Source organism: Amycolatopsis sp. EV170708-02-1, from assembly GCF_022479115.1.
In the GTDB taxonomy this organism is placed as follows: Bacteria; Actinomycetota; Actinomycetes; order Mycobacteriales; family Pseudonocardiaceae; genus Amycolatopsis.
On sequence record NZ_CP092497.1, the window covers coordinates 4409378 to 4421234 of the forward strand.

Genomic DNA, 11857 nt, shown 5'->3' on the forward strand with positions numbered 1-11857 from the left:
GATGCGCGTTCGTCCACTGAGAATGCACTGGGACGGTGAGCCGGCACGGGCCGTCACCTGGGGCGGGGACCGCCTTGATGTGTACTTCACCGCCGACAAGAGCAGCCTTCCTGATGAGGCGCCGCAGCAAGTGGACCGGATGGTGCGTGAATTCGTCAAGGAGTTACTGGCCGCCCCGAGGGACACGAGCCGATGCTCACCCTCGATGTGCGGTCCACGACCGGTCTCATGCCTGAGAGGGTGGAGACGGTCACTGATCTGGTGCGCGCTGCGATCGCGGCGGAGTTGGGTGATCGCCAAGATGTTTCCGTCGACTCCGTCATTCAGAAGTCAGTCCGTCTCGCCCAGCTCGCCGGTGAGACCGAGCAAGCCGTGCTCTATCTGGATGTCACGCGGCTCGCGGACTCGTCACGGGTGGGCCGGCTTCCGGTGTCCATGATCCGCAGGGTCACGGCACGGTATGACACCGCGACCGGACCAGGGTTGAAAAGCCACTTCGTCTCTCGTCTACCTCCCAAGCTGGACCTTACGCGGAAGGAAGACCTGCTGGCGTTTCGCGAGACCGTCGTGGACGAAGTCATGGAGCGTGCCGAGGCGGGCCGAGAGCTGGGCCAAATGATGCAGATGCCGGACATCAGGTTGGTGATCCACTCGAATCTCGAGTACGGCAGTGAAGTACTCAATGGGATGTTCAACGTTCTGGAGGACTTCATCCGACGTGCGGTCGTAGCCAGGGGCGGTGACCCGGAAGCGCTGGGAGTCCTGTTCACTCGTCGGATTGGCGGCGGATCGTACCGTTACGCGGCCAATGTCGGTATCACGCTGCACGCGACGCCTAAGCGGACCGCGGAGGACTATCGCGCGATCTCGTTCCATGAGGATGCGCAACAACGTCAGCTCGATGAATCTTTCATTCAGCACCAGCGCACGCTGTCAGAAGCGGCACGGCAGCGCATCACTTGGATGGTGGAAGGCTTCACTCGCCGGTGGCTCGACAGCGACGAGGACAACCGGCCCATGCTTGTAGCCAGTGTGTTCCAAGAGACCAGCGTCGGCTTCGACTGGGGGTACATGTATGAGGTCCTGGGTGTGGTGCGGGAGGCGATCGCCGGAGTGCTCTACAGGATGCGGGACCCCCATGCGGCGGTGACGTTCAAGACCATCCTGGCCAACTCGGTCCAGTTCACCCCCTACGCCTATAGGCATAGTGCGGCATCCGCTGTCCTCTTCGATGTGCTCGACCCTGGGCAGTCACTGGAAGATGCCCAGCCCCCGATGCGGGCACAGTGGACTGAAGCGACCAGGCAGGCCATGGCGGCGGCGCGGAAGGCGCGGGCAGCGGCCGTCAAGTCGGCACGGGCAGGGCGGGCTGAGGCCCTCGAAACCGCACGGGAGGCGCGGGCCGCGGAGCGAGCTGAGGAGGAGCAGACCGAAGCCCGTTCGCAGGAAGAGGAGGCGCGGGCTGAAGCCCGTTTGCGGGAAGAAGAGGCGCGGGCTGAAGCCCGTTTGCGGGAAGAAGAGGCACGGACTGAAGCCCGTTTGCGGGCTGAGGAGCTAGGACTCCTTGCCGAACGGGTGAATCAGCGGCCGGTTGACACTGCTTCGCCTGAGCGGATCGAAGAAGCACCGGTCAGGCAGTCCACTTCTCAGTCTGGCCCTCAGACGGAGCCGCCGGCTGAGGACGAATCGGTGCGGGGCATCGATCTGGAATTCCTGGACTTCGAATCCACAGCGCCCGAGGGGCGGGCTGGGAGGATGAGCTGAGACCGTTGGTCGCCCAGTTGATGGAGGGCGTCGGTGATCAATGGCAGTCATGGCTGGGTGACGACGGTCCCGACCTCGGCGCCCAGAGCCCAGGTGCTGTTTTCGGCGAGGCGGGCGACGCGGAGCGCGCCGGACCTTCCGGGGACCAGTGGGCGATCGATCCCCTCGGCATCGGCGAGTTACCGGAGTATCTTTGGGATCCGGGACAGCCGTCGGCTGCCGGGCCGGTGCCGGGCGAGTCGAATCCCGGCCAGGCCGGGGGGCCCGCCGGGTCGCCGGTGTCTTCGGAGGATCTGTACGAGGCGGGTACGCCCGAGCCGAGGCAGGTCGGCTCGGCCCGAGCCGAGGACGCTCAGCGGGATGCCGATGCCGGGATCTTCCGTGGAAGGTTCGCGGACGCCGAGAACCCGGGGCTTGTTCCTGGTGAGTTGTCCGGTGCCGCTTTGCAGATGGTGGAGGCGGTCGAGCGTGGTCAAACCTCGTTCGACGTGCTGGTCACCTTGCGTGGTGAGTCTTCTGAGCCGACGCCCTCCAACATGCGGATGTTGGAGGCCCTGGGGGAGGGGCTGGCCCAGGCGGTCAGTGCCTTGCTGATCGCGCGGGGGTCCCGGGTCCGTATGGGGAGTTTGGGCTTGACTGTGGCGCACGATATCGCTCTGGCGACCGAGGAGCACCCTCTCGGCGAGTGGAGCATGCAGATCATGCCCGACTCGGAGGTCCCGGAACGTGCGCCGGAGTATCTTCGGGATTCGGGTCAGCCGTCGGCTGCCCGGCCGGTGCTGGGCGAGTCGAATCTCGGCCAGGCCGGGGGCCCGCCGGGTCACCGGTGTCTTCGGAGGATCTGTACGGAGCTGGTACGCCGGAGCCGGGGCAGGTCGACTCGGCCCGAGTCGAGGACGCTCAGCGGGCCCGGGGCATCGGGCCCAACGGAGCCGGGACATGGCAGAGGAGCATTCAGAGTTTCGGCGCCGCGTTCCTGCACGGGATGCCGATGCCGGGATCTTCCGCGGAAGGTTCGCGGACACTGAGAACCCGGGGCTTGTTCCTGGTGAGTTGTCCGGTGCCGCTTTGCAGATGGTGGAGGCGGTCGAGCGTGGTCAAACCTCGTTCGACGTGCTGGTCACCTTGCGTGGTGAGTCTTCTGAGCCGACGCCCTCCAACATGCGCATGTTGGAGGCCCTGGGACAGGGACTGGCCCAGGCGGTCAGTGCCTTGCTGGCCGCGCGGCGGTCCCCGGTCCGTATGGGGAGTTTGGGCTTGACTGTGGCGCACGATATCGCTCTGGCGACCGAGGAGCACCCTCTCGGCGAGTGGAGCATGCAGATCATGCCCGACTCGGAGGCCCCGGAACGTGGCGGCGGCGATCAAGGTGCCTCTTCGGAGAACTTGGTACCCGAAGCTCCGACAGACGAGAATATGGGTCTGTCCGACGTGGACATGGTTTCGGGCCCGGGCGAAGACGGCCCGGCTGTGGTACTCGAGGTGCCCACCATCGTCACTCCTGGCGAGTCGCGGACACAACCGACTGCCTCACCGGCTCCCGAGGCGATCGGGTTGGACTACCAGGTTCAGGAACAGCTGAAAGCCGAGAAGGAAGCTTTCCTCGCGCTAGATGGGGCCGCAGGCGGATCGGTGGTGGTACTGGGCGCATTCAGAGGCAATGAGACGTTCGCAGCCGACGTGACCGCCGTCGACGACTCGAATGCCGCGACATCGCCGCGACCGCCCGATCATGCCGCTGCAGAAGCTGACTTTTTCGAGGTTGCGCCTCCCGGCGTGTCGCTTGCCGGCCCGGCGCAGCTGATCGACTCGCGCGGTGAGGGCATGGTCGATCACGACGAGGCCTGGGACTTGGAGTACGACAGTGGTGTCGATACGGAAGAGCCGGGCGCGGAGGCGTTGGGATTTGGTCAGCTCGCTCATGGTGGGCTCAATGACGACGAGGGATACCCGCCGACACTGCGAGGTGGCATGCCGCAGGGAGAGGACCTGTGGGTGTCGTCAGTCCAACAGGGTCCGGTGGTGCGGGTGGTGTCGTATAGCAGCTTCCTCACTGTCGAGGGCGCGGTTGACTTCATGCGTGCGCATTTTCCCCTGATTCTACAGGTGAATTCGGCGGCCTATCATTACTATGCATATAGGATGAACTGTGCCGCAGCGGCGATAGCGACCTACAATACCATCGTTCAAGGTCGCGTCTTCATCGCCGGACCGGAGGATTGGGGGCGAGAGCAAAGCGATTTGGAGCGAGCTTTCCGTTTACGGTTCCGCCGGTTAAGGGATTTCGACTCCGTCGCGCGCCATATGTTGTCTCTCTCGACAGAGGCGCACGGTGTGCTGCAATTTCAGGCGACAGGCGGGCGGAACTCTCACATCGTGAATGTGCATCGAAGTCATGATGGGATCGTCACATTCTTGGACGGTCAGACGGGCCTCCCCGCGAAGTTGCCCGCTGACGTAGAGCTGGTTTTCCTGATGATGGTTCCGCTGCCCGGGCCGGGCGCCAAGCCGATCTCGTTCCTGGATGATGATGCTATCGATGAGGTGAACGCAGCGGCCGAGGCAGCGGAAGACGGTGAGTAGGGGAACGCTGCCCAGGCGACCACTGCGAGCCGACGGTGCTCCGCGTCAACTGATCGGCGAACCCCGGCATCCAGGTGTCGGGAACCAAAGAAAGGCAGCATGATGGACGCCATGACCGAAGTACCGGAAGAGCAGGCCGGTGGCCCACTCGAGAGCTGGTTCCTGTTGATGGACCCGGCGTGGCGGCCGGCGGCGGAGAACGAGCCACCGCCGATCGAGGCCGTGGTGGGCTTGTGGCCGTTGGAGGACGGCGTCAGCGTCGGGAAGTTCCGGCCGAATCCGGAGTATGTACCCGCCGACGAGGACTCGCCGTCGGATCCGCTGGACGCGGTGTTGCGGCTGGTGCTGCGAGGAAGGGCGAAGATCGAACATATCCGGTTGATGCTGCGGGACACGTTGTTCGATATCGCGATGAATGGTGACGGAAGGCCGTTGGTCACCAAGTCGCCGGACGACATCGCCTGCGTGGTGGTGGCGACGGGGGAGCAGCATCGTGCGCGGGTACGGGCGCCTGATTGGCGACGGATAGATCTTGACGAGCTGGTGGAGTTGCTGGCCGACGAGATCGACGTCCTGTTCAACCCGGCCGGCCCCGCATCGGTGCGGTTGACCGGTGACTTCATCCGTGAAACGACCTTGCTGGACGAAGAAGAGGTTGCGGAGCTCTATAAAGGACTTCCCGACGCCGGCGGACTGCAGGTGATCCCTTGGACACCGGAGGCCGGAGCCGATGACAGCTGATCCGGGCGGTGCCGTGACGCTCTTGGTGGGATGACTGGTGACGGAGATGGGCGGCATCCGCCACCAGCCTCCCTCCCAGTAGACCAAGCCCGCACGGCGTTGTCAGTGCTTCAGGTGATGTCTGCCTCATCAGGCGCGCCCGGTTGGCCGAGCTTCCCTGGCCGTTTCGTGAGGGAAATTCAGCAGAATCGGCCCCAAATGTCCTTTCCACGGCCGGGCAGGCCCGGATCGGCGATGGTGGTCCGCGATCCAAAGGAAGGTGTCGCGCGATGACCGAGGACCCCGATGCGGCGGCGCCGGTGGAGGACCAGTCCACGCCAGACACCGTGATGCTCTTGATCGATCCGGCCTGGGAAGCGACCGACGAGGCACCTGAACCGCCTGTATCGGCGTTGCTCGGTGTCTGGGCGCTGACCGAAGCCGGGGACAGAGGCAGGTTCCAGTCGAACCCGGTCTATCAGCCCATCACAGCCGACTCGCCACTCGATCCGGTGGATGCCGTGCTTCGGCTGCTCGCCCGTGATGACCAGGACCAAGCTCTCCCCGCCTCGATGCTGGAGTCCGTTCTGCGTGACGTCACGCTCTCGATCGCGCTGAACGAGCAAGGTGCCGCGCTGGTCCGGCCTGCTCCTGACGGTGTCCCGTCGGTGCTGGTGACCACCGCGGCCGGGCACAGCAGACGACTGGCCGTGCCGGGATGGCGGGCGCTGACCGTGGAACAGCTGGCCGAGGCGCTACCGGCTCGCGGCGTGGACGTTCTCCTCAATCCGGGTGCGCCGGCGTCCATGCGGGTGCTGGCGGACGTGATTCGCCGTGCCGCCGAAGGCGCCGACGACAGCGCGGTGGACGACGGCGATCCGGCGAGCTGACCCGGCGCGGCCGTGGCCGGTATCACTCGTGAGGGATGTACGCCGAAGTCGGCCCCGAATCGCCGACGACGGTCCTGGGATGGCCCTGGCGGACGACCATATGCGTCCGGAGAAGCGTACTGAGGCCGATCGAAAGCGATAGCTGATGTCCCTGCTCACCAGAGGTCGAACCCGTCGCCGAGCCGGTGTGACGCTCGCCTCCGAGCAGGTGGGTAGCGCACTGGTGGTGCGTAGCGCGGACGACATGACCATCGAAGCCAAATCGCTGGCGAGTTCTCTCGCCGAGGATGACGACAACCTCCTCGTCGTCGCCGATCTGCCGATCGACTCGTCGGCGGTGATCTGGGAAGCGCTCGCCTCGGCCTTGCCCAAAGAACGGCGCGGCATCCGGCTGGTCCTCGTCCACCAACCGGTCGAAGTCGGTCCGATGGCGGCGAAATGGCTCTGCGATCGACTCGGGCGCCCGGTGGTGGTGCCCGACGGCCACGTCTTCCGTGCCGCCGAAGGCTCCCTGTTCGTCCACTCGGGATGGGCAGGTGGCTGGGTACGGTTCCGGCCGGGACACGAGCCACAGTGGGAGTCGAAGCGGTTTCCCCGCCCCGCTTGGGACTCCCAGGAGATGGCCGAGCTCCGCCGGACAGGGCCGCACAGCGTCGCCGAACCCCTTCCCGCGGGTATGTGGATTCGTACACATGGACCGGAGGCTTGGCTCGACCCGAGTCGGACGAGGCTGCGACGGACGCTGCCGTGCCGGCCCGATGGGATGACGATTGTCCTTGGCGGCCAAGGAATCCCCGAACTGCCACTCGCGGACGTGGCGCACTTCTGGGCGACCGTGCCGCCTGCGCACAGGCAAGGAGCGCGATTCGTCCACTACGGCGCGGTGACACTTCCGGCCGGTGTCCTGATCGGACAGGCTCTCGCGGACTTGCTCGAGGACGAGGTGACCTGCTACTCGGGCATCCCGGTCGGCGACGTCGAGACGCCCCAAGTGTTCACTCTGCGACCCGATGGCTCTCACGGCTGGAATACCTACGCCCAGCAGTACGTGTACCAACCGCGGAATTCCGCCGCTCCGCGGCTGAGCGCGTTCCGTCCGCCGGCCGCGGATCTGCCGGAGACCGGACCCGCGGTTTATACCTGCGCGCCGGACGCCGTTGTCGAAGTCGTCCGGACGGGACTGTGGGTCCGTCCGACACCCGAGCCCGCGCACGCTACCGCGGTCCGGGCCGAGGCGCTCGATCCCAAGGTGCACATGCTGCGCTACGAAGCGGCGGACGACGCACAGGCGGAACGCATGCGGACGATCGCGGAAACGCTCCTCGGTGAACTCGACTATTCGACCCGGTTGGTCACGCGGCTAGAACCTGTCACGGTCGCCAGCCCGGCGGAAACACAGTTGCCGTGGCTGTCGAGCTTGCTGGAAACACAGCATCTGGAGCTGGTGGAGAAAGTGAATCCGGACCTCGAGGCGGAGGCTTCAGTACCGGTCGAGGACGGCGATGACCGAAGCCTGCTGAAAGCCACCTTCGAGCGGGAATTCGCCGAGCACACCTCGACCGTCGAGGCGGTCCTTGCCAGGAACTCGAAGCTGGTCGTCAAGGCATCCGAAGACGCCAGCGCCGTCGTGACCGACGCCGTCGCGCTGCGCATGTACCTGGCAGGTCAGGGGCCCCCCGATGTCGATCGGGAGCTGCGGGCCGCCCGCCCAGGCGTGCATGCCGCACTCGGCCGGTGTGTGGCCGCCGGTCTGCACCGGCTGCCGGTCCATCGGGGCACCGCGGTGTCCTGTTTGACACCGACGCCGGTGGAGTGGGAGTTCTACGGCAGGACTCCGGTACTCACCGAGCGGGGTTTCCTCCACCTGTTGGCCGCTCCCCGGTCCGGCGGCGACACCGATCTGCTCGTCTGGTCGATGACCGGACGCCGGACCGCTCTGCTCGAACCAGATGATGATCGCCCGGCCGACCGGATCGTCTTCCTGCCCGGAACGAGCTTCAAGGTGCTTGAACTCATCGAACCGTCCGGTGACGCCCGCGGCCGGATCTTCCTCCGTGAGCTTTCGCCCACGGAGATCGACGCCGATGGCACGTTCGCCTCGAACCGCGTTTCGCTGGACAAACTGGCGTCGACCGCGATGCGACGCAGTGTCGAGCGATGGGCCGGTGACCAGCCGGCTCCACCTGTTCCCCGTGATGAAGCCGGAAGATTCCGCACCCTTCCGGGGGTCCCCTGATTCAGGTCCGATCCCCGCCCGCCCTCCGGGGCGGTGTTGCCACCAAGACAGGACGCCGACAACGAGAATGGATCGACGGATGTCACGTTTCCGCAGGCTCGGTCTTCGTGAGCGCGCCACTGACGGCCTTGTCCGGCACACCGTGGGCAATGCCTTCGTGCTGTGTTCCGAGGACGTCATGTCACCCGGCACGAAGGCCCTCGCGTTGTCACTCAGCGCTGATCCGGACCACCACCTGATGGTCGTGGACCTACCGCCCGACTCGCCGGTGAGCGCATGGGAGTCGTTGGCGGCCTCGATGCCCAAGGGGCGGCGGCCCGTGCGTCTCGTGATCGGCGGCCGGTCGCGTGAGGCGGTCGCGATGACCGGGCAGTGGCTTTCCACCCGGCTGAAGCGAACCTTCGTGGTACCCGATGGCGTCGTCTCCTTGGGCGCAGGAGGATCGCTCCTGGTGCATTCCGGCCCGAACAGCGGCTGGGTCCGCTTCCGGCCCGGTCGCGCACCGCGGCTTGAAGGTAAACGATTCCCCAAGCCGCAATGGGAGAGCGCGGAACTGAACGGGATCGAAACCGGCAATCCCGCCGTGGTGACGGAACCACTGCCTGGCGGACTGTGGATCCGGCCAGGCGGTGAGACGGAAGCGGTGGCACTGAGCCGCTCCCGGTTGATCAGCGGTATGGCTTTCCAGCCGGAGGTGTTGTCGATCGTCGTGGGTGGCCCGGACCTCCCACCGGTGGCGCCGGCCGACGTAGCCGAGGTTTGCCGGTTGTTGCCGGTGGCCTGCCGGGCGCAGGTGCGGTTCGTGGAGTACGGCCCGAGTCCGGCGACCGGTGTTGCCACGTTCGGTCACAGCCTGGCGAACCTGCTCGGCGGCGACATCGTGTGCTACGGCGGGATGCCGATCCACACGGCCGCCGGCTGCGAGGTGTTCACCGTTCGCCCCGACGGCACGCTCGGCTGGAACATGTTCGCGCAGCAGTTGGTCTACCGGCCGCAAGCCACCCCGATCCTTGCCGGCGCTCCCGAGGTGTACGGATATCGCCGCCCGGCGGGCGACGGACTGACGGAGGTCGCGCCGGCGGTCTATGCACGTGAACCCGACGTCGTGGTCGAAGTCGTGCGCTCCGGGCTGTGGGTCCGCCCCGCCAACGGTGTTGCCAACGCCGGTCGTATCCGGTCGATTCCGGCTGATCCGTTGGCGCATTTCATCACCTTCGAGGCCGCTGACGTGGAGCAAGCCGGGCGGATGCGAGCGGTGGCGGAGGACGTGTTAGCACAGATCGATCCGCCGACTCGGGACGTGACGAGGCTGGTTCCCGCAACTACGGTGCACTCGGCCAGGGTCAAGGACATCAGCCGAGAGCTGACCGAGACCGACCTCGCGGCACTGGACCTGAGCGTGCCGACGACGGTGGTCGCCTCACCGGCCCTTCCCTTGCCGGAAGCGCCTGGTGTGTCCGAGGATCCGGAGATCAGCGAGATCGATCTGGCGGAAGACAACTTCTTCGCTGAGAACGCGACCGTTGTCGACTCTCCGCTGACGTTGACCCGGATGCCGTCCGAAGACCTCGTCGCCTCGGATCAGCCTGTGATCTTGGACGGAGGAGGACGATTGAGATGAAATGAAGGCACCCGGCCCACACTTTGTCTGGTACTCGAACCATTCGAAGTCGGCAGGGGTAGGCGATGACACCGGTCAACGTTCTCGTCCAGGCTGAGGACGCCGTCAGTCGTCTCGGCACGGTAGACCTGCTGACGCAGTCTCCCTACCTGGAGATCATCGACGAGGATCGGCTCTCCGATGTCCAGGTCGTGGTATTGGTGGCGACCAAGATCAGCTGCCTCGACCTCGAGTCGCTACGTAGGATCCGTGCCGAGGGGAACCCGGCACAGTTGTCCGGATCCGTTGTCGTCTCCGACAATCTCGAGCCCGCGTTGGCCATGACCGCGGTCGATTGTGGCGTCGTGAGTGTGCTTCCCCGCGCGACGATCACCGCTGACCGACTTGGCGCCGCGGTCGTCGGCGCGACCAATGGCCTGGCCTACCTGCCCGACCGGCTGCAGCGTGCGTTTCTGGAGCAGCTGTCCGATCTGCGGCGTGGTGTACTCGAACCGAACGGGTTGTCGTTCGCCGGCCTGACACAGCGAGAAATCGACGTACTTCGACTGGTTGCCGAGGGCAGGCCGACCGACCAGATCGGTGCCGAGCTCGCGTACTCGGTGGGAACGGTGAAGAACGTCCTGAGCGGATTATGCGAGCGGTTCGGCCTGCGTAACAGGAGTGAGGCCGTGGCTTATGCGATCAAGGCCGGCGTGCTCTGATTCCTGGCTGGAACAAACAAAGGCGTCGTGCTGTTCGCGAACAATTGATCGAAATTCAGACGACACCACAGCGGATCGCGTATGCCACGGCGTGTGACCGGTTCTTCAGCTTCAGTCGCGTCATCATGCTGCGGATCACGTTCTTGATAGTGCGTTCCGAGTAATTGAGCCTGCTCGCGATCTGCGCGGTGTCGAGGCCTTCGGAGAGCAACTGCAGGACTTCGATTTCGCGTTCGTGCAGCCCGGCCGGGGTGAAGCCGTGCACGCTCGACATCTGCTGCTGCGTCGCACGGACACGCTCGAGCAAGGTGTACAGGAGGTGGTCGGGCATGTGTGAGCGCGCCTGGTGGGCGTTGATGGCCTCCTGCGCGATGGTGTCGTAAGTCGTGCTCTCACGATGAATGACGCTGGTCAGGCCGATCTCGATGGCTCGAAGCAGGTAGTAGTCAGGCAGTCTGTTCGCGACCAGAACCACCCGGGTGGGTGAACCATTGGCGTGTTCGTTGAAGTGCTCGATCCTGGACAGGAGTGCACCGTCGACATCGTTCGCCAGCGCGACCAGCACGTCCGCCTGGGACTCCGAGCCGTTGTCGACCACGCGGATTCCTGGCCTGTGGTGCAGTGCCGCAGTCGCGCCGTCTCGCATCATCGGTTCACTGGACATGACTGCTACCTGGACGAGGGGCATGGTGTCTCCAGCGTGTCGGCGCCCGTCCGGGCCGCGTGACGACGTCGCCCGGCCAGGCATTCATGGCGACGTGATGCTCGCCTGTCCGGGTAGAGTGCATTCAGTTCGGATATTCGCCCTCACTGTAAATGCCCTGGTCAACCGATGCAAGTTCTTGAAATTCAGGCAAGCGGATCTGGACCTTCGGGCAAACTGGGGAGGTTGTCACGCCGTTCAGTTGCGAGACTCAGGGCTGGCGGGCCGGCGAGATGTGCGCTAGCAGAGGATGTTGATTAGGTACATGGTTGCACGTTCGAACGTGCATCATCAACTACCCTTCCATGCTCCGTGGCGGCATCAGGGTGGACTTGCCGGTTGGCCTGGTGGTGAACTGTCTGCCGGGTAAGAGAGCTTCTGGTTGTTGGATATCGTGGAAGCTTGTTCGATTTTGAGAATGAGCATTTCGCTGCCAAGGAAGAAGTGACCTTGGTCGGCTTGGTGCGGGCTCGTAGCTCGATGGCGGCCGTTCGTCGGGCTGCTTGGCGAGGTCGAGTTCACCGTGTTCGTAATCCAAAAGGACCCGACCCCCTCAATTCAGCTTGCCGGTGCCCGGTCATGTTCCGGCATGCCCGAGGACGCTTTGTATTCTGATCGCTGATCAAGACCGGTATTCCT

8 protein-coding genes are annotated in these 11857 nt (G+C 65.1%); 7 read left to right on the forward strand and 1 reads right to left on the reverse strand.

Translation table 11 applies throughout. From position 1 onward, the window contains the following. Nucleotides 1-192 precede the first annotated feature (192 nt). From MJQ72_RS20105 to MJQ72_RS20135, 7 genes are all read left to right on the forward strand, one after another. Nucleotides 193-1764, forward strand: a complete 1572-nt coding sequence (locus MJQ72_RS20105) for a hypothetical protein (protein ID WP_240600906.1) — start codon at nt 193-195, stop codon at nt 1762-1764. A 939-nt stretch (nt 1765-2703) separates the two neighbouring features. Then, nucleotides 2704-4347 carry a toxin glutamine deamidase domain-containing protein gene (locus MJQ72_RS20110; protein WP_240600907.1) on the forward strand — a complete coding sequence of 548 codons (1644 nt, stop codon included), beginning with the start codon at nt 2704-2706 and terminating at the stop codon, nt 4345-4347. A 111-nt stretch (nt 4348-4458) separates the two neighbouring features. Next, nucleotides 4459-5088: a type VII secretion system-associated protein gene (locus MJQ72_RS20115; RefSeq protein WP_315860885.1), complete on the forward strand. Its 630-nt coding sequence runs from the start codon at nt 4459-4461 to the stop codon at nt 5086-5088. A gap of 269 nt (nt 5089-5357) precedes the next feature. Beyond that, nucleotides 5358-5957, forward strand: coding sequence for a type VII secretion system-associated protein (locus MJQ72_RS20120; protein ID WP_240600908.1), 600 nt, complete (start codon nt 5358-5360; stop codon nt 5955-5957). 244 nt (nt 5958-6201) lie between these two features. Further along, nucleotides 6202-8193: a hypothetical protein gene (locus MJQ72_RS20125; RefSeq protein WP_240600909.1), complete on the forward strand. Its 1992-nt coding sequence runs from the start codon at nt 6202-6204 to the stop codon at nt 8191-8193. A gap of 361 nt (nt 8194-8554) precedes the next feature. Next, a complete protein-coding gene (locus MJQ72_RS20130) occupies nt 8555-9814 on the forward strand; it encodes a hypothetical protein (RefSeq protein WP_240600910.1) in 1260 nt (419 codons plus the stop codon). Between the two features lie 65 nt (nt 9815-9879). Further along, nucleotides 9880-10515, forward strand: a complete 636-nt coding sequence (locus MJQ72_RS20135; protein ID WP_240600911.1) for a response regulator transcription factor — start codon at nt 9880-9882, stop codon at nt 10513-10515. A gap of 55 nt (nt 10516-10570) precedes the next feature. Here MJQ72_RS20135 and MJQ72_RS20140 read toward each other — a convergent pair whose 3' ends face one another. Continuing rightward, the gene (locus MJQ72_RS20140; RefSeq protein ID WP_240600912.1) at nt 10571-11203 is read right to left on the reverse strand and encodes a response regulator transcription factor; all 633 of its coding nucleotides are present in this window, start codon (nt 11201-11203) and stop codon (nt 10571-10573) included. Nucleotides 11204-11857 lie beyond the last annotated feature (654 nt).

Coding starts and splice junctions, on each gene's coding strand:
- MJQ72_RS20125 (WP_240600909.1), top strand. CDS start 6,202: ATGACCATCGAAGCCAAATCGCTGGCGAGTTCTCTCGCCGAGGATGAC.
- MJQ72_RS20140 (WP_240600912.1), bottom strand. CDS start 11,203: ATGCCCCTCGTCCAGGTAGCAGTCATGTCCAGTGAACCGATGATGCGA.
- MJQ72_RS20135 (WP_240600911.1), top strand. CDS start 9,880: ATGACACCGGTCAACGTTCTCGTCCAGGCTGAGGACGCCGTCAGTCGT.
- MJQ72_RS20130 (WP_240600910.1), top strand. CDS start 8,555: ATGACCGGGCAGTGGCTTTCCACCCGGCTGAAGCGAACCTTCGTGGTA.
- MJQ72_RS20115 (WP_315860885.1), top strand. CDS start 4,459: ATGACCGAAGTACCGGAAGAGCAGGCCGGTGGCCCACTCGAGAGCTGG.
- MJQ72_RS20120 (WP_240600908.1), top strand. CDS start 5,358: ATGACCGAGGACCCCGATGCGGCGGCGCCGGTGGAGGACCAGTCCACG.
- MJQ72_RS20110 (WP_240600907.1), top strand. CDS start 2,704: ATGGCAGAGGAGCATTCAGAGTTTCGGCGCCGCGTTCCTGCACGGGAT.
- MJQ72_RS20105 (WP_240600906.1), top strand. CDS start 193: ATGCTCACCCTCGATGTGCGGTCCACGACCGGTCTCATGCCTGAGAGG.